This window comes from Cellulophaga baltica, assembly GCF_900102165.1.
Classification (GTDB): domain Bacteria; phylum Bacteroidota; class Bacteroidia; order Flavobacteriales; family Flavobacteriaceae; genus Cellulophaga; species Cellulophaga baltica.
In genome coordinates this window covers 1-18,937 of sequence record NZ_FNBD01000007.1, presented here as the reverse complement: position 1 = coordinate 18,937, position 18,937 = coordinate 1, and the positions used below count along the sequence as shown (strand labels likewise).

The following is an 18,937-nucleotide window of genomic DNA, read 5'->3' as shown; positions in this document are numbered from 1 at the left end:
TTAAAATTTTTTAAAAAAATTGCGTAATGGTGTTTCAATATAGGTAAAACAAAGTGCTGAACACGCAATTAGCATAGCGGTTGCTATATAGAATTTTGTGGTTTCGTTAGTGATGCTGTAATCTTTTAATAGTGCTTTAGTCCAAGCAAATACAGGACTCTGTAAAATGTAGATGCCATAACTTATTTCTCCTAAAAAAATTAAGGGACCATATTTCGTAATCTTAGCAATATATCCTGAGTTTGCACTCATAAGTAAAATGAGAGGGATGAACAGCAAGGCTAATAATCCATTGTGAAAATTTAATTGCGTATTGTACCATAATATAATCGGTATCATGAAAAGAAGTATTAAAATACCTAAATCATAATTTTTAATATGGTACTGTAGTTTTTTTACAAAAAATATGCCTGCTAAATTCCCAATTAAAAACTCTGCTAAATGCATCGGTGGAAAATAAAATAGGAACTCATGAAATTTTGAAGGATACCCTGTGTAGGATGTTGAGAATATTCCCCAATGAAACACAACTTGGCTTAAAGTAAAAATACTCAGTATCGGAAATAGTAATTTTTTAAGGGACAGCTTGCTATAAAACGTATTGAATAAGAATGGAAATAACGCGTAAAAAAAGAATTCTACAGCCAATGACCAAGCTGGGTAATTAAACGTTAAGGCTTTACCGGGAATCCAACTTTGGAGCATTAGTAAATTCAAAAACAGATTGCCGAGTTCACTGTCTTTGTGGTAATATAATTTAAAAGCTAAAACAAGCACTAATGCCAAGAAGTACACAGGATAAATCCGAGCAAATCTTTTCTTAATATACGCTAAGAATTCTAATTTTTTATGCTGATGGTACGCAATGATCATAATGAATCCCGAGAGTATAAAAAAGTAACTTACCGCTATGTTTCCTTGCTCAAATAATGTTCTTAAAGGTGTTAAATTAAAAGGATACACTTCTAGGCCGTAATGGTATATTACAACTGCTATGGCAGCTATGAATCTAGAAAATGTTAATTGATCTAATCTCAAAATCCTTAATTTAACGATACATCAAACTTATTTATAAAACTTTAATTCCTTCTGTATTTACTTTAGATACATGAATGTCGTAATCTATCCCAATTTTATCGTATACATCAGTCATGGCCTGTGCTACTTTTTTTGCAGTTTCTATACCTTTACTTAATGCAAACACTGAGGGGCCAGAACCGGATATGCCACAACCTAATGCGCCAGATTCTATTGCTTTTTGTTTTACCATGTCAAAGCCAGGTATAAGAATAGAACGAATGGGTTCTACAATATGGTCCTCTAATGATCTTCCAATTAGCTCATAATCTTCTGTAAATAAGCCTGCAATTAATCCGCCCACATTTCCCCATTGTTTAATTCCGTCTTCTAAAGAAATAGTAGTCTTTAAGATACGTCTAGAATCAGATGTTTTTACTTCAATCTGAGGGTGAATAACGGTAGCATATAATTCTTTCGGTGTATTTATTTTAATAACATCTAATGGTTGGTAGCTGCGTACGAGCGTAAAACCGCCAAAGAGGGCAGGAGCAACATTATCTGCATGGGCTACGCCACTTGCTAAACGTTCTCCTTCCATGGCAAATTTCACCAATTCTAATGGAGAAAAAGGTTTGCCTAAAAGGGCATTCATGGCCCAAACAGCACCAGTAGAACTGGCAGCACTGCTACCAATTCCACTTCCTGCTTTTATTTTTTTATAAATTTCAATATCAAAACCACCTTCGTAATCACTTTGTGCTAACAGTGCTAAACCGGCAACACCCGCTACATTATGTAGAGTTTCCATAGGTAAATCTTGCCCTATAAGCTTGGTAATTCTGATGCCTTTTTGAGTTGTTTTTCTAACCACCATTTCATCACCTACAGCATCTAAAGCGAGTCCTAAAACATCAAATCCGCAAGAGACATTAGCAATAGTTGCTGGACAGAAAACTCTAATTTCATTTGCATTCATAGCCTACAGATTAAAAGTTACCTATTCTTATAATATCAGCAAAAATACCAGATGCAGTTACTTCAGCACCAGCACCAGCACCTTTGATAATCATAGGTTGGTTAGGGTATCTTTCTGTATAGAATAATACAATATTGTCACTACCTTCTAAATTATAGAAGTCGTGACCTTTAGGGATATGCTGTAAGCCAACGCTTGCTTTGCCATCTTCATATTGAGCAACATACTTTAATTTACTGCCGGTATCATTAGCCTCTTTAAACATTTTTTGAAAATCAGCTTCATATTTAATTAGCGAAGCAAAAAAGTCCTCATTGTTTGTGGTAGCAAGGCTTTCTTCAGGTAAGAAAGGTGTATTGGTTATTTCTTCAATATCTATTTTGTTGCCACTTTCCCGTGCTAAAATTAAAATCTTACGCATTACATCAATACCACTCAAATCTATTTTAGGATCTGGTTCTGTATAACCTTGCTCTTGTGCTTGTTTAACAATATCATGAAAAGTAGATTGGTCATTAAAATTATTAAACAAGAAGTTTAAGCTACCCGAAAGTACTGCTTGAATTTTTAATATTTTATCTCCTGACGCAATCAGATTTTTAAGCGTATCAATAATAGGCAAACCAGCACCTACATTGGTTTCAAATAAAAATGGCGCATTGTATTTGCGAGCTAAATCTTTCAGGTTTTTGTAATTGTTGTACTCAGAAGAGCAAGCAATCTTATTACAGGTCACCACAGAAATACTGTTCTTCAAATAAGATGCATAGGTTTCAGAAACTTCTGCACTAGCGGTGTTGTCTACAAAAATGCTATTTCTGTAATTTAGTTTTTGAATGTTTTCAAAGAACTTTTGTTTGTCTGTTTTTTCTCCAGCTTTTAGTTTTTCATCCCAACTTTTAAGACTGATACCGTCTTCATCAAAAACCATTGTTCTAGAATTAGAAATTCCAATAACGCGGATATTTAATTTTAGGTTCTCTTTTAAAAATTTACGTTGTTGCTGTATTTGATTTAAGAATTTTGTGCCCACATTACCGACACCCATTACAAAAAGGTTTAATTGTTTGGTATTGTCTTCAAAAAACTCCTCATGTAATGTATTTAAGGCTTTCTTGACGTCATCTTTTACAATGACCGCAGAAATATTACGTTCAGAAGCACCTTGTGCAATTGCTCTTATGTTAACATTATTTTTTCCTAAAGTACTAAACATTTTACCGCTTAATCCTTGATGACGCTTCATATTGTCGCCCACAAGGGCAATAATAGCTAAATCTTCTTCTGCAATAACAGGTTTAATTTTGCCTAAGGATATTTCATATTCAAAAGCTTCATTTACAATTTGAACCGCTTTTATAGCGTCATTATCCGAAACACCTACACAGATAGAGTGTTCAGAAGATGCTTGTGTAATCAATACAACGCTAATATTTGCTTGTGATAATACTTCAAAAAAGCGTTTAGAGATTCCAGGAATTCCAACCATACCAGGCCCTTCTAACGAGAGTAATGCAATATGCTCTACATGACTTATGCCGCGAACAGTTTTTCCTAGTTCATTTTTATTTTTTGTAATTAAGGTACCTTCGTTTTCCGCATCAAAAGTATTTTTAATGACAATAGAAATACCCTTAGAAAGTACAGGTTGTATTGTTGGAGGGTATAATACTTTAGCTCCAAAATGCGAAAGCTCCATAGCTTCCTCATAAGAAATATGCGGAATAGGCATCGCTTGCTTTACTATTCTTGGGTTAGCCGTATACATTCCACTAACATCCGTCCAAATTTCTAAAAGTTCAGCATCAATAGCACTAGCTATAATGGCAGCTGTATAATCAGATCCCCCTCTGCCTAAGGTAGTAGAATCTCCAGAAGTAGAAGAGGCTATGAAGCCACCCATGACAATAACTTGTTCAGGAACGGCTGTAAAAAACTCTTTACAATTAGAATTTGTTGTGGCAAAGTCTACAATGGCTTTACCAAAGTTAGAATTTGTTTTTATAAGTTCTCTACTATCTTTGTAGCTACAGTTGAGTTGTTCTGCAATAAAATATTCACTGATGATGTAAGACGATAATAGTTCGCCATAACTAACAATTTTATCAGATAGTTTTGGTGTAATTTCGCCTATTAAATAAGCACCTTCTAATAAGGTTTCTAACGTGTTAAGTTCACTTTTTACCTTACTTAATACCTTGCTTTGTTGTAAAACAGGGATCAATTCTTTAATGGTAATTAAGTGTCTTTCCTCAATTTCTTTAAGGCTATTTTTATAGGTGTTATCTTGAGCAGAAGCTAGTGTTGCTGTACTTAATAGTAAATCTGTAACTCCGCCTAAGGCAGAAACTACGACGATATTTTTATTGACTTGAGAATTAGCCACAATGTTTTTAACAAGGGCTATGTTTTTAGCGTTAGCAACAGAAGTGCCTCCAAATTTTAGAACTTTCATTATGAGAAATAGTTTTGTGGTAATAAAAATAAAAATGCATGAATATGCGAAAACGGACGAGTATATAGCAGATTACCCCAATGGGGTAGTGGTGCTGAAAGTGATAGTAGTATCACACGCAATATAAAATGTAGAAAGGTTAAATTGACTATCCATTATTAGGTCTTTATATCTTTTAAAGATATAGTCAAATGTAGTATTTTTGAGTTCATTATCAAATGATTTCCGAAATTTTTACGGAATCAGCAATTAATGTTAAATATTATTATTGAATGAAGATTTTTAGCGCAAAACAAATCTACCAAGCTGATAAATATACAATAGAAAAACAGCAAATAAAAAGTGATGAACTCATGGAGCGCGTCGCTATTCAAATTTTTAATTGGTTACACCTTAGACTTCAGGGTGCTCCGGTAAAAATTCAGCTGTTTTGTGGTATTGGTAATAATGGTGGCGATGGTGTAGCTGTCGCAAGACATTTACAAGAACATGGTTATAGTATAGAAGTACATATCGTAAACTATAGTGAGAAACGTTCTGATGATTTTTTATTGAATTTAAAGCGATTAAAAGATCGTAAAATTTGGCCAAATTTTATTAATAGCGATTCTGATTTTCCAGAAATTAGTAAAGAAGATATTGTTATAGATGCTATTTTTGGTATTGGATTAAATAGGAATCCAGATGCTTGGGTGGTTAAGTTGATGCAAAAAATTAATGCATCAGATGCTTTTGTTCTGGCGGTAGATTTACCTTCGGGACTTTATACGGATAAACCAGTAAAGAATGAAGATGCCGTTGTAAAAGCAAATCATATTTTGAGTTTTCAAACCCCTAAATTGGTGTTTTTCCTTCCAGAAACAGGTGTTTATGCCAATCAATGGGAAATTATAGATATTGGGATTGATGCTGAATTTGTAGCGAATACGGAAGTCGACTATGAATTGATAAGCAAATTAGAGGTATTACCGTCTTATATTCCGCGAGAGAAATTTGCACATAAAGGTACTTACGGTCACGCTTTAATTATTGGTGGGAGTTATGGTAAAATAGGATCTGTGCAATTAGCCTCAAAATCTTGTTTGCGCTCTGGTGCTGGTTTAGTGACGGCATACCTACCTAAATGTGGTTACGTGCCTTTGCAGACTGCTTTGCCAGAAATTATGGTGCTAACAGATGATCAGGATGAATGCATAAGTGCAGTTAATTTTGATATCACGCCCGATGTTATTGGAATAGGAGTGGGTTTAGGTACTGCTAAAGAGACACAGGAAGCATTAGGTACTTTTCTCAAAAGCAATAAAACGCCATTGGTCTTAGATGCTGATGCTATTAATATCTTGGCTTTAAATGAAGCCTTTTTGAAGAATTTGCCGGCACAAACGGTATTAACGCCGCATCCTAAAGAATTGGAACGTTTGTTAGGTAAGTGGAAAGACGATTTTGATAAATTAAAAAAAGTAAAAGCATTTTCAAAAAAGTATGATTGTATTGTAGTGATCAAAGGGGCGCATACCATAACGGTATATGATGGTCAAGGCTATATAAATACTACAGGAAATCCTGGTATGGCTACTGCTGGAAGTGGTGATGTATTAACTGGAATCATCACAGGATTAATTGCTCAAGGCTATGAACCCTTGACGGCGTCAATTTTCGGGGTGTACCTGCATGGAACCTCTGGAGATATTGCGGTGGAGAGTACTGGCTACCAATCACTCACCGCTAGTGCACTCATAGATAGTTTGGGTAATGCCTATATCGATTTATTTAAGCAGCCGGAACAGCCCCCGCAAATGGAAGAACAAGAACAGCAATAGAGAATGAATAAGTTTAAAGATTTTTTTAGCTCTAAAAAACCAGTAGCTGTTATTGGTTTGTTATTTGCATGTTTTTTTTTATATACTAATTTGCAGGCATACTTTCATTTAAAATATTTTTCGGTATATGGAATAGTTGAGTGCACAGAGATTGATATTCAAAATTCAAATTCATATGCTATGTATGAGTTTTATGTCGGCAGTAAAAAAATTGAAGGTGCTACTTATTTAGATGGTAAGATATATCCAGGTTGGGTGGGCAAGCATTTTAAAGTGCAATACTCTAGTAAAGACCCAAAGATTAATGAAATTTTTTTAGATAAACCAGTTTATGATACCGTGCGTATTAAAAAAGCGGGTTTTGTAATTAAGGTTCAGGAGAAGAAAGAAAAACGCAATCAGTTTCGAGATTAATTAAAGTAATTTTAATAAGGAATAACTATGAAAAAGTTGGTAATTAATTTAGTAGCATATGGTCCTGTGGTTGGGTATATTATCTACTCAAGAGCCACTAACGTTCCGAATAGCGGTTTTAACTGGGTAGAGCTGGTGATAGTTATTCTTTTAGGGATAGTGGGGAGTATGCTAGGGAAATACTTAAAACAGAAGTGGAAAGATTAAGCCAATGAAAAAAAATACTGATTTACATAACGAATATTCAGATTAGCTCTTTCTGGTATACTAATAGATTCGATAAAAAAAGAGCCTTTCATGTAAATGAAAGGCTCTTCTGTTTTATTTAGCTTTTACACGTCTTTTGATCCAAGCGAGTGCGTTATCAAATTCAATGAAAAATTTCATGGAATTTTTGTAGAATAGCTTTTCTATTTTGAAATTATGCATATCAATCTCTTTAACAGAAACAACAGCAAATGCTTTTAAATTCTCAATTTCACGAATGTAGCTGTAAACGGTAGGATCTAAAGCGTACGAATTTTTTCGTAAACTGATGTATCCAAAGTTTTTTTCCCTAAAGTGTATTTCTGCAATTCCTATGATTTGATAAGCTCTTTCTAGAGTGATGGTCGCGCCTTCGGCAAAAATAGCAACCATGTAATCATCGTATACTTGAACCATACCAGTTTCAAGATGATACTCTTGAACGATGACTCTTTTTTTCGATTGTTCAATACTCATTCTTCGTATTTTAAATAGTGTGTCTCGCGGACGAAAATACTACTAAGCTTAAAACTGTTAAAAAATAATAGATAAAGCGCTTATATATCGCTTAAGTAACTAAAGTTTGCGAATACTGAAATGTGATTGAATGAAAACGATTACATTTATTTTGTTGCTAATTATATTGTTGTAGTACTTTTTAAGTATCTGATTATAGCCTAATTGCTATATATGGCTTTCATACTTGTATAGCAGTAGTGAAAACAAAAAAAGAGAGCCAATTGGCTCTCTTTTTAATTGAATTTAGAAGGTATTAGGCTTCAGATTCTTTTTTAGATTTTTCAATCTTTATGGTTAATTCATCTTTTTCTTCATCAAGATCCATAAATATAGTGTCACCTTCTTGTAGTTTAGAACTAACAATTTCTTCTGCTAAAGCATCTTCAATGTACTTTTGAATAGCACGTTTTAATGGTCTTGCTCCGTATTGTTTATCAAAACCTTTTTCGGCAATGTAATCTTTGGCTTTATCAGATAAGGTTAATTCATAGCCAATATCTTTAATTCGTAATAACAATTTGCGAAGCTCAATATCAATAACCTTATGAATATCTTCTTTCTCTAAAGGATTAAATACCACTACATCATCAATTCTATTTAAGAATTCTGGTGCAAAAGCCTTTTTTAATGCATTTTCTATAACACTTTTCTGGTGAGAATCAGTTTGAGATTTCATTGCTGAAGTACCAAAACCAACACCTTGTCCGAAGTCCTTCAATTGTCGCGCACCAATATTAGAGGTCATAATAATGATTGTATTTCTAAAATCGATCTTACGGCCTAAACTATCTGTTAAGAAGCCATCATCTAATACTTGAAGCATCATGTTAAACACATCTGGATGCGCTTTTTCTACTTCATCTAAAAGAACTACGGCATAAGGTTTACGACGAACTTTTTCAGTTAATTGGCCACCTTCTTCGTAACCCACGTATCCTGGAGGTGCTCCTACCAAACGAGAGATAGCAAATTTCTCCATGTATTCACTCATATCAATACGAATCAATGCATCTTCAGAGTCAAATAATTCTTTTGCTAAAACTTTAGCCAATTGAGTTTTACCCACACCAGTTTGACCTAAGAAAATAAAAGATCCAATAGGTTTATTAGGGTCTTTTAATCCAGCTCTGTTTCTTTGAATAGCTTTGGCTACTTTAGCAACCGCTTCATCTTGACCAATTACATTGGACTTAATAAGGTCTGGTAGCTCAAATAACTTAGTTATCTCTGTTTGAGCAATTCTATTTACAGGAATACCACTCATCATAGAAACTACGTCTGCAACATTTTCTTCAGTTACAGTTTCTCTATGTAATTTGCTTTCTTCTTCCCATTTTTCTTGGGCTACCGCTAAATCTTTTTCAATTTTCTTTTCGTCATCTCTAAGTTTCGCAGCTTCTTCATAACGTTGTTTTTTTACAACAGTATTCTTAAGTTCACGCACATCTTCTAGTTGCTTTTCAAGCTCTAGAATTTGCTTAGGTACATCCATATTTACTATATGTACACGAGAACCCGCTTCATCTAATGCATCAATGGCTTTGTCTGGAAGAAAACGATCAGTCATGTATCTATTGGTAAGCTTTACACAAGCAATAATAGATTCATCTGTATAAATAACATTATGGTGATCTTCGTATTTTCCTTTGATGTTTTTAAGTATTTCAATAGTTTCATCTACGGTAGTAGGCTCCACAATTACTTTTTGAAAACGACGCTCTAGAGCACCATCTTTCTCTATATACTGTCTGTATTCATCTAAGGTAGTTGCACCAATACATTGAATTTCTCCTCTTGCTAATGCTGGTTTAAACATGTTAGAAGCATCTAAGCTTCCTGTAGCACCACCTGCGCCTACTATAGTATGAATTTCATCAATAAAAAGAATAATATCATCATTCTTTTCAAGCTCATTCATAACCGCTTTCATACGTTCTTCAAACTGGCCACGGTATTTTGTACCAGCAACTAAAGAAGCTAAATCTAAGGTAACTACACGTTTATTATAAAGTATACGTGATACCTTTTTATCAATAATACGTAGTGCTAAACCCTCTGCGATTGCACTTTTACCAACACCAGGTTCTCCTATAAGAAGGGGGTTGTTTTTCTTTCTTCTACTTAGGATTTGAGAAACACGTTCTATTTCTTTCTCTCTACCAACCACAGGATCTAATTTATTTTCTTCCGCCATTTGTGTTAAATCGCGACCAAAATTGTCTAAAACTGGAGTTTTAGATTTTTTATTTCCTTTCTGATTCGTTGTTCCTCCAAAGTTTCCTTCTTTACCTTCTGCTGCATCATCGGCATCATTAGGGAAAGATTCTGATGTAGGTGAATCTACATAGTCATCATCACTTGTAATCATAGATTTGAATTGTTCTTTAACTCCATCATAGTCTACTTTCAATTTATGTAGCAATTTTGTAGTTGGGTCATTCTCATTTCTTAGAATGCATAACAATAAATGTGCTGTATTGATAGAAGAGCTCTGAAAAAGCTTTGCTTCTAAAAAAGTTGTTTTTAGTGCGCGTTCCGCCTGCCTTGTCAAATGCAAATTCTTTTTGTCTTTTTGCATAGGAGTAGCATTGGGATTTGCCGGACTTAAAATCTCTACCTTTCTACGAAGGTGATTTAAGTCTACATCTAAAGCGTCAAGAATGCTAATTGCTTTTCCACTTCCATCACGCAATAGCCCAAGCATTAAGTGCTCAGTACCTATAAAATCGTGACCAAGTCGTAAAGCTTCTTCTTTACTGTAAGCAATTACATCTTTTACTCTAGGTGAAAAATTATCATCCATATATATTCCTTTCAACATTAAAAATACTAAATCTATCTGAAACAATAACAAATACTGTTCCTATATTCGATAAATTATATCTAATAGACGGAAAAAAACATACATTCACAACTAAAGGCAATTCATTTTATTAATAACACTATAGTGTAAACTGTTGATAAATTCTTAAATAAACTATGAAAGAATTGTATTGATAGCTTCGATTTTCTGTATATTGGCATGTTTTTTAACCTAGTAAATAATATAAGATTTTAAAATGGCAGAAGGAGAAAAATTAATTCCTATCAACATAGATGATGAAATGAAATCCGCTTACATTGATTATTCAATGTCGGTCATTGTGTCACGTGCGTTACCTGATGTTAGGGATGGTTTAAAACCAGTACATAGAAGAGTTTTATTTGGAATGTACGAATTAGGTGTTCGTTCAACAAGTGCTCATAAGAAATCTGCACGTATCGTGGGTGAGGTTTTAGGTAAGTACCACCCACATGGTGATACTTCTGTTTATGACTCTATGGTACGTATGGCTCAGGAATGGAGTTTGCGTTACATGCTTGTAGATGGTCAGGGTAACTTTGGGTCTATTGATGGAGATAGCCCGGCAGCAATGCGTTATACAGAGGCGCGTATGCGTAAAATTGCTGACGACATGTTGGCAGATATAGATAAAGATACTGTAGATCATCAATTAAACTTTGATGATTCTTTACAGGAACCTAAAGTATTACCTACCAGAATACCAAACTTATTGGTAAATGGTGCTTCTGGTATAGCAGTAGGTATGGCAACAAATATGCCTCCTCACAACCTTACAGAAGTTGTAGATGGTACCATAGCTTATATTGAAAATAATGATATTACCATTGATGAGTTAATCACCCATATAAAAGCTCCAGATTTTCCTACGGGAGGAATTATTTACGGCTATGATGGGGTCAAAGAAGCTTTTCATACTGGTAGAGGGCGTGTAGTAATGCGTGCAAAAGCATCTTTTGAAGAGGTTCAAGGGCGTGAATGTATCATTGTTACCGAGATTCCTTATCAGGTAAACAAGGCAGATATGATTAAGAAGACTGCCGATCTTGTTAATGATAAGAAAATAGAAGGAATTTCTACCATTAGAGATGAGTCTGATAGAAATGGTATGCGTATCGTTTACATCTTAAAAAGAGACGCTATTCCTAATATTGTTTTAAATACCTTATATAAGTATACAGCGCTTCAGTCTTCTTTTAGTGTTAATAACATTGCACTAGTTAATGGAAGACCACAGATGTTGAATGTGAAAGAAATGATTCATTATTTCGTAGAGCATAGACATGAAGTAGTTGTTCGTAGAACAGAATTTGAGCTTAAAAAAGCAGAAGATAGAGCACATATCTTAGAAGGTTTGATTATAGCTTCTGATAATATAGATGAGGTTATCGCTATTATTAGAGCCTCTTCTAATGCAGACGAAGCGAGAACAAACTTAATGGAACGCTTTAAACTGACAGAAATTCAGGCAAAAGCAATCGTTGAGATGCGTTTACGCCAATTGACAGGTCTGGAACAAGACAAGTTACGTGCGGAATACGATGAGATTAAAAAGACTATAGAAGATTTAAAAGATATTCTTGCGCGTAAAGAGCGTAGAATGGAAATTATCAAAGAAGAATTAGCGGAAGTAAAAGCTAAGTACGGTGATGATAGACGTTCTGAAATAAACTTTGCAGGTGGTGATCTTAGTATGGAAGATATGATTCCGGATGAGCAAGTGGTAATAACTATTTCTCATGCAGGTTATATTAAAAGAACAGCGCTTTCTGAGTACAAAACACAAAATAGAGGAGGAGTTGGTCAAAAAGCATCTTCTACTAGAAATGAAGATTTCTTAGAGCATTTATTTGTGGGTACCAACCACCAATATATGTTATTCTTTACCCAGAAAGGAAAATGTTTCTGGATGCGTGTTTATGAAATTCCTGAAGGAAGTAAATCATCAAAAGGTAGAGCTATTCAAAACTTAATTAGTATTGAAAGTGATGATAAAGTAAAAGCATTCATCTGTACGCAAGATTTAAAAGATGAAGAATATGTAAATAGTCACTTTGTGATTATGGCGACTAAGAAAGGTATTGTAAAGAAAACTTCTTTAGAGCAATATTCTAGACCACGTCAAAACGGTATTAATGCTATTGGTATTAGAGAAGATGATGAGCTATTAGAAGCTAAACTGACTACAGGTACTAGTGAAATATTCTTAGGACTTAAGTCAGGTAAAGCTATTCGTTTTGAAGAAAGTAAGACAAGGCCAATGGGTAGAAATGCTTCAGGGGTTAGAGGGGTTACTTTAGCTAGCGATGATGATGAGGTAATAGGAATGGTATCTGTACATAACTTTGAAGAAGAGATTCTTGTAGTTTCTGAAAAGGGGTATGGTAAGCGTTCAAGTATTGAAGACTATAGAGTGACGAATAGAGGAGGTAAAGGAGTTAAAACAATTTCTATTACTGAAAAAACAGGAGGTTTAGTAGCTATTAAAAATGTATCTGATTCTGATGATTTAATGATTATCAATAAATCGGGTATTGCTATTAGAATGAGCGTTGAAGATCTACGTGTTATGGGTAGAGCTACGCAAGGAGTTAGATTAATCAATATAAAAGGTAAAGATTCTATCGCAGCTGTGGCAAAAGTCATGAAAGACGAAGATGCTGTAGATGAGCTAGATGTGAACGATTTGGATGTAGATCCGGAGAATGGCACGGCAATTGATACTGAGGATACTGAAACTGAAGAATAAACACTAAATTAAAATTATATTAAAAATGAAAACTAGATTATTTATAGCAGCTGCAATGTCTTGCACAATGGTAGCATTCTCGCAGAAGAACGAGTTAAAAACTGCAGAAAAAGCATTAAAGTCAGGTAGTGCAGCTGAAGCTAAAACTGCCTTAGAAAGTGCTTCCTCTTTAATAGGTGGTGCAGATGATAAAATGAAAGCACAGTATCACTTCTTAAAAGGAGAAACTTTTGCTATGCTTGCAAAAAAAGGAGATGCAAGTGCCTTTAATACAGCTATCGAGTCTTACAGAGAAACTATTGCTACGGAAGAAGCGTCAGGAAAAGCTAAATATACAGTAGAATCAAAGCAAAAATTATCAGGAATGACAGCAGATTTAATCAATGCTGCCGTTGAAGATAACAACAATAAGCAATACAAACCAGCAGCAGAAAAACTGTACATGGGCTACCAATTGAGTCCAAAAGATACTGTTTACTTGTATTATGCGGCAAGTAGTGCTGTGAATGGTGGTGAATATGAGCAAGCATTAACATACTACAATGAGCTTAAAGACTTAGGGTATGACGGTTCTGAAGTTAAGTATACAGCGGTTAACGTAGCTACTGGTGAAACTGAAGAAATGGATAAGACTCAAAGAGATCTTATGGTAAAGTCTAAGACTTACAAAGATCCTAAAGAAGAGAAAAGTCCTTCTAAGAGTTCTGAAATTATTAAAAACATCGCGTTAATTTATACGCAATTAGGTCAGGATGATAAAGCGTTAGGTGCTTATAAAGATGCACGTGCAAATGACCCTGAAGATGTTAACTTAATTTTAAATGAAGCTAATCTTTATTTCAAATTAGGAGATAAAGATAAGTTTAAGTCTTTAATGGCAGAAGCTACAGCATTGCAGCCAGATAACGCAGATTTGTTTTATAATATCGGTGTTGTTAATATGGAGCAAGGTAATATTGAAGATGCAAGAGCTGCATATAATAGAGCTTTAGAAATAAACCCTGGTTATGTAAATGCACAATTAAACTTATCTACAACGTATGTAAACGAAGGAAACGGAATGATAGATTCTATGAATTCATTAGGGAATTCTAGAGCCGATATCGCAAAATACGATGAGCTTAAAAAGAAAAAAGATGGATTGTTTCAAAAGGGTGCTGATATTTTAGAGCAAGCTTTAAAATTAAATCCAGATAATCAAGGAATCTTAGAGCAATTAAAGAACATTTATGGAGCTTTAGGTGATAATGAAAACTTCATGAGATTAAAGAAGTTAATTGGAGAGTAATTCAATGTACTACTAATAATATAAAAAGCCTTTACAAATTATGTAAAGGCTTTTTTATTGCTCTTAAGTAATCAGAAGATATATGTTTAAAATATTTTTTTGATTACTCTGAGTTTGTGCGTGTAGGTTTTTGTATCAGTATTAAAAATACCGGTGTGGTCTATACGATCAATCCTTACCGTGCCACTTACGTGAATGATATAATTATTTTGCATGATGATACCCACATGGTTAATAATCCCCTCATTGGTGTCAAAAAAAGCTAAATCGCCAGCTTCACTTTCCTCAATAAAACTTAATGCTTCACCTTGCGTAGCTTGCTGGCCAGCGGTTCTGAGTAAATTATGGCCATTAATTTTATAGACCATTTGTGTAAAGCCAGAACTGTCAATGCCAAAGGGAGTAGTTCCTCCCCATACATATGGTGCATTTAGGTAAAGCAATGCAACTTCGATTAGATTATTTTTGTTAGAAGATTTTACCGTAGCACTTCCTTCAAAGGTATGTTGTAATAATGCAGCATTGCTTATGGTGGCTCCTAAGAGTACAGGTATCAGCGCATTTTCTGGTGTCGCTACAAAAGAAACCAAATCATTGGCGTATACATGGTCTTTTTTAGCAGCAATAGCTGTGTATTCCTCTTCGGTGATAAATCTTAATTGTAAGTTGCTAATCCAGCCCTCACAACCATCATAAGCGATCCTGATCTTACTCCAAAATTTACGAGTGTCAATTACTTTATAGTAATCGCCATAAAGTAACTGACTTATTAATTCGCTGGTATCTTCAGGATTTAATCGTACAGGAACAACACTAAGAGGGCATATGCCGTATTGCATAGTTTGGTCTACTGATAATTAATTTCTTTTGATTACAATGGCTGAAGCACCACCACCACCGTTGCAAATAGCAGCAGCTCCTGTGGTTCCATTTTGTTGTTCTAAGACATTTATTAGGGTAACCAGGATTCTTGCGCCAGAGCAGCCTAAAGGATGTCCTAAAGAGACAGCACCGCCATTTACGTTGACGTTTTTATCCGTAAGACCTAATAATTTCATATTAGCTAAGCCAACAACAGAAAATGCTTCGTTAAATTCAAAGTAATCAACATCTTTAATAGTAATATTGGCTTTATCTAAAGCTTTAGGAAGTGCTTTGGCAGGTGCTGTAGTGAACCATTCTGGTTCGTGAGCAGCATCAGCATATCCTATAATAGTCGCTAAAGGAGTTAAGTTTAATTCCTTTGCTTTTTCTTCACTCATTAGTATTAAAGCAGCAGCGCCATCATTGATCGTAGAAGCATTTGCAGCGGTTACCGTACCGTCTTTTGTAAAAGCAGGTCTAAGTGATGGAATTTTATCCATTCTTACGTTCTTATACTCTTCGTCTTGATGTACTATTGTAGGTTCACCGCGACGTTGAGGTACTTCTACAGGAACAATTTCATTGTTGAAATTGCCTTTTTCCCATGCCTCAGAAGATCTATTGTAAGATTGTATGGCATAATTGTCTTGATCCTCTCTAGAGAATTCATATTTCGTTGCACAGGCATCTGCACAAACACCCATAGCATTTTCATCGTAAGCATCTACTAAACCATCTTTTTGCATCCCATCTACAAGTGTAGTAGGTCCAAATTTTTGGCCATTACGCATATGTACGTAATGCGGAATTAAACTCATGTTTTCCATACCACCAGCTACTACAATAGAGGCATCTCCTAATGCAATTGCTTGAGCGGCTTGCATAACGGCTTTCATTCCAGAAGCACATACTTTATTAATAGTAGTACAGGGAACAGTATTTGGTATTCCAGCGTAAATAGCTGCTTGTCTTGCAGGTGCTTGACCTGTTCCTGCAGAAACAACATTACCCATGATTACTTCTTCTACTAAAGAAGCATCTAATTTTATTTTATCTAAAGCGCCTTTAATTGCTGTCGCGCCTAATTTTGGTGCTGATACAGTGGATAAGCTACCCATAAAACTTCCTATAGGAGTTCTCACTGCAGATACGATTACTACTTTTTTCATTTTGTCGAATAATTAGTTGTGCGAAATTAATAAATTTAAGTGCAATGAACTGGGATGATTTTAAAAAAAGGAGGCGAATATTGTTAATATTTACTTATTCCTCAGTGTTTATACTTTATTTACTCCTATAGCATTTATGAATTCTCCTAAAATCAATTGTTAAGCTTATATTTTCTATTTTTGAAATACATTAACAAATCCTAATGAGTACATTTTTAGATAATCTCTATAAAAATCAATCTACCGTATATAAATATTTTATCTATATACTCTCTACCGTGCTTATTGTTTTTTTCTTCCCCAAAGGAGGAAAGTTTAAGTATGAATTCCAAAAAGGGAAACCTTGGCAGTATGATAATTACTATGCTCCGGTAGATTTCTCTATAAAAAAGTCTGATGATGACATAGAGAAAGAGAAAGCTGCCATTAAAAACAGACAAATACCGTATTACTCTTATGATAAGGAGATTGTAAATGGAGTGTACGCTGCTTATTCTTCTGAGTTTAAAAGATTGATAGACGGGTTATCTGAGGTGCCGGCAAATAAGGATAAACTTTATGATGTTGGTGAAAATATATTGAATGTTCTCTATGAAAAAGGGGTGTCGAATGATGCCGCAATTAAATCTACATCCAATAGTATAAATCTTATTCGGAATAATGAGGAGATAAGAATTAATAGTAATCAGCTGTTTACAAAAGAAGATTTGGATAGTGTTATTAATGTTGTTCTTAAACGAAACAATGTTTCTAATTTAGAAAAGGAGTACCAACGGCTGCTTTTTGAAATAGTGGAACCTAATGTGTTTCAGGATAGAGAATTGTCTAAGAAAGTTTTAGAAGATGCGTATTCTAAGCTGTCTTATACGCGCGGAACTGTAGATCAAGGCAAGTTAATTATTGCTAAGGGAGAGGTGGTTGAATCTGAAAACTATAAAATTCTATTATCGCTTAAAAGTGAGTATGAGTCAGAATTGTGGACCTCAAATAATTACTATTTTATTTTATTTGGTTACTCCGTATTGGTGGCATTAGTACTCATGATGCTTTTGCTTTTCTTAAAGAAATATAGGAAAGACATTTATAAAAATAATACGAAAGTTACTTTTATTTTCTTCAATATACTTATCATGGTATTTGTGACCACCTTGGTGGTTAAGTATAATGAGGCTTATGTATTTGTAGTGCCGCTTTGTATTTTACCGCTCATCTTAAAAACATTTTTTGATGCGCGTTTAGGGCTGTTTGTACATGTTTTGGCAGTGCTTATCTTAGGCTTCGTAGTGCCTAATAGTTTTGAGTACGTTTTTCTGCAAATTATTACTGGTATCGTAACTATTCTAACGGTTTCTGAATTGTACAAGCGTGCGAATCTCTTTATCTCTGTGGGGCAGATTATCCTTATTTACATTGTCGCATATTTTGCGTTTCATATAATTCACGAAGGAAATCTTGATAATGTTCAATGGCTAGTTTTCGGCTTGTTTTTATTGAATGGGATGATCACTCTTTTTGTGCAACCATTAATTTATATTTATGAGAAGGTATTTGGACTGGTGTCTGATGTTTCTTTATTAGAACTGTCTGATACAAATTCTAGACTTTTAAAAGAATTATCCAATAAGGCTCCTGGGACATTTCATCATTCTTTACAAGTGGCTAATTTGGCAGAGGCGGCAGCCAATGAGATAGGAGCAAATGCTATGCTGGTTAGGGTAGGGGCTTTGTATCATGATATTGGTAAAATGAATAATCCAACGTATTTTACGGAAAACCAAATTACCAATGTTAATCCGCATGATGAATTAGCGCCAATAGATAGTGCGAAGATAATCATAGATCATGTTATCGGAGGTATTGAATTGGCTAGAAAAAATAATCTCCCCGACCGGATTATAGATTTTATACGGGTGCATCACGGCACTACTTTGGTCTATTATTTTTATAAAAAGCAATTAGAAATTGATGGGGAGGTGAACGAAAAGGATTTTAGATATCCAGGACCAACTCCTTTTTCTAAGGAGACAGCTATCTTAATGATGGCAGACTCCATAGAGGCAGCTTCAAAAAGTTTAAAAAATCCTACGTTCTTGATTATTGACGAATTTGTAAACAAGATAATAAGCGGACAGATGAACGCCAATCAGTTTTTAAATGCGAACATCACTTTTAAGGAAATTGAAGCCATAAAGAAGGTGATGAAGCAAAAACTAACAAATATTTATCATCTAAGAGTCGAGTATCCAGAGTAGTAGAAAATAGATAAAAAAAAAGTAAAAAAAAAGTTGCGATATCGTATTCTAAAAAGTACATTTGCAACCGCATTTTAAATGCAAGATAATTGAAATTACTGGAGAGGTGCCTGAGTGGCCGAAAGGAACGGTTTGCTAAATCGTCGTACATCAAAAGTGTACCCAGGGTTCGAATCCCTGTCTCTCCGCTTTTTTTTATTATTGAAAGAGATAGTGTTACAACACTTCTCGGGGTGTAGCGTAGCCCGGTTATCGCGCCGCGTTTGGGACGCGGAGGTCGCAGGTTCGAATCCTGCCACCCCGACGAACCTAGAGATAGGTTG

The 18,937-nt window shown here is 34.7% G+C and carries 13 protein-coding genes and 2 tRNA genes; 8 read left to right on the top strand and 7 right to left on the bottom strand.

Annotation, left to right across the window (positions count from 1 at the left end; all coding sequences use genetic code 11):
• From BLQ19_RS12610 to thrA, 3 genes are read right to left on the bottom strand one after another with little or no spacing between them, the layout of a single operon-like run.
• A complete protein-coding gene (locus BLQ19_RS12610; protein ID WP_074538593.1) occupies nt 1–1,038 on the bottom strand; it encodes an acyltransferase family protein in 1,038 nt (345 codons plus the stop codon).
• Between the two features lie 31 nt (nt 1,039–1,069).
• Nucleotides 1,070–1,996 carry a homoserine kinase gene (locus tag BLQ19_RS12605; protein ID WP_074538592.1) on the bottom strand — a complete coding sequence of 309 codons (927 nt, stop codon included), beginning with the start codon at nt 1,994–1,996 and terminating at the stop codon, nt 1,070–1,072.
• A 10-nt stretch (nt 1,997–2,006) separates the two neighbouring features.
• A complete protein-coding gene (gene thrA, locus BLQ19_RS12600; RefSeq protein ID WP_074538591.1) occupies nt 2,007–4,451 on the bottom strand; it encodes a bifunctional aspartate kinase/homoserine dehydrogenase I in 2,445 nt (814 codons plus the stop codon).
• Nucleotides 4,452–4,723: 272 nt separating this feature from the next.
• Here thrA and BLQ19_RS12595 point away from each other — a divergent pair, with 272 nt between their 5' ends.
• The 3 genes from BLQ19_RS12595 to BLQ19_RS12585 are packed head-to-tail and all read left to right on the top strand — an operon-like array spanning nt 4,724 to nt 6,892.
• A complete protein-coding gene (locus tag BLQ19_RS12595; RefSeq protein ID WP_074538590.1) occupies nt 4,724–6,271 on the top strand; it encodes a bifunctional ADP-dependent NAD(P)H-hydrate dehydratase/NAD(P)H-hydrate epimerase in 1,548 nt (515 codons plus the stop codon).
• Nucleotides 6,272–6,274: 3 nt separating this feature from the next.
• Nucleotides 6,275–6,685 (top strand): hypothetical protein, encoded by a 411-nt coding sequence (locus BLQ19_RS12590; protein WP_074538589.1) that lies wholly within the window; start codon nt 6,275–6,277, stop codon nt 6,683–6,685.
• 27 nt (nt 6,686–6,712) lie between these two features.
• Complete coding sequence (locus BLQ19_RS12585; RefSeq protein ID WP_025614668.1) at nt 6,713–6,892, top strand: hypothetical protein; 180 nt, start codon at nt 6,713–6,715, stop codon at nt 6,890–6,892.
• Nucleotides 6,893–7,006: 114 nt separating this feature from the next.
• Here the strand turns inward: BLQ19_RS12585 and BLQ19_RS12580 are convergent, their stop codons facing one another.
• Nucleotides 7,007–7,408: a hypothetical protein gene (locus BLQ19_RS12580; protein ID WP_025614669.1), complete on the bottom strand. Its 402-nt coding sequence runs from the start codon at nt 7,406–7,408 to the stop codon at nt 7,007–7,009.
• A 295-nt stretch (nt 7,409–7,703) separates the two neighbouring features.
• Nucleotides 7,704–10,253 (bottom strand): ATP-dependent Clp protease ATP-binding subunit, encoded by a 2,550-nt coding sequence (locus tag BLQ19_RS12575; protein ID WP_074538588.1) that lies wholly within the window; start codon nt 10,251–10,253, stop codon nt 7,704–7,706.
• 256 nt (nt 10,254–10,509) lie between these two features.
• Between BLQ19_RS12575 and gyrA the strand changes: the two genes are divergently transcribed.
• Both gyrA and BLQ19_RS12565 read left to right on the top strand, forming a co-directional pair.
• A complete protein-coding gene (gene gyrA, locus BLQ19_RS12570) occupies nt 10,510–13,041 on the top strand; it encodes a DNA gyrase subunit A (protein ID WP_024480158.1) in 2,532 nt (843 codons plus the stop codon).
• Nucleotides 13,042–13,066: 25 nt separating this feature from the next.
• The gene (locus BLQ19_RS12565; RefSeq protein WP_024480159.1) at nt 13,067–14,329 is read left to right on the top strand and encodes a tetratricopeptide repeat protein; all 1,263 of its coding nucleotides are present in this window, start codon (nt 13,067–13,069) and stop codon (nt 14,327–14,329) included.
• An 86-nt stretch (nt 14,330–14,415) separates the two neighbouring features.
• Here BLQ19_RS12565 and BLQ19_RS12560 read toward each other — a convergent pair whose 3' ends face one another.
• Both BLQ19_RS12560 and BLQ19_RS12555 read right to left on the bottom strand, forming a co-directional pair.
• The gene (locus BLQ19_RS12560; protein ID WP_025614671.1) at nt 14,416–15,168 is read right to left on the bottom strand and encodes a C40 family peptidase; all 753 of its coding nucleotides are present in this window, start codon (nt 15,166–15,168) and stop codon (nt 14,416–14,418) included.
• 18 nt (nt 15,169–15,186) lie between these two features.
• Entirely contained in the window at nt 15,187–16,362 is a 1,176-nt protein-coding gene (locus BLQ19_RS12555) for an acetyl-CoA C-acyltransferase (RefSeq protein ID WP_074538587.1), read from the bottom strand.
• Nucleotides 16,363–16,565: 203 nt separating this feature from the next.
• Between BLQ19_RS12555 and BLQ19_RS12550 the strand changes: the two genes are divergently transcribed.
• From BLQ19_RS12550 to BLQ19_RS12540, 3 genes are all read left to right on the top strand, one after another.
• Nucleotides 16,566–18,614, top strand: a complete 2,049-nt coding sequence (locus tag BLQ19_RS12550) for an HD family phosphohydrolase (protein WP_074538586.1) — start codon at nt 16,566–16,568, stop codon at nt 18,612–18,614.
• 100 nt (nt 18,615–18,714) lie between these two features.
• Nucleotides 18,715–18,802: transfer RNA gene (locus BLQ19_RS12545), tRNA-Ser, on the top strand.
• A gap of 41 nt (nt 18,803–18,843) precedes the next feature.
• A tRNA-Pro gene (locus BLQ19_RS12540) sits at nt 18,844–18,918 on the top strand.
• Nucleotides 18,919–18,937 lie beyond the last annotated feature (19 nt).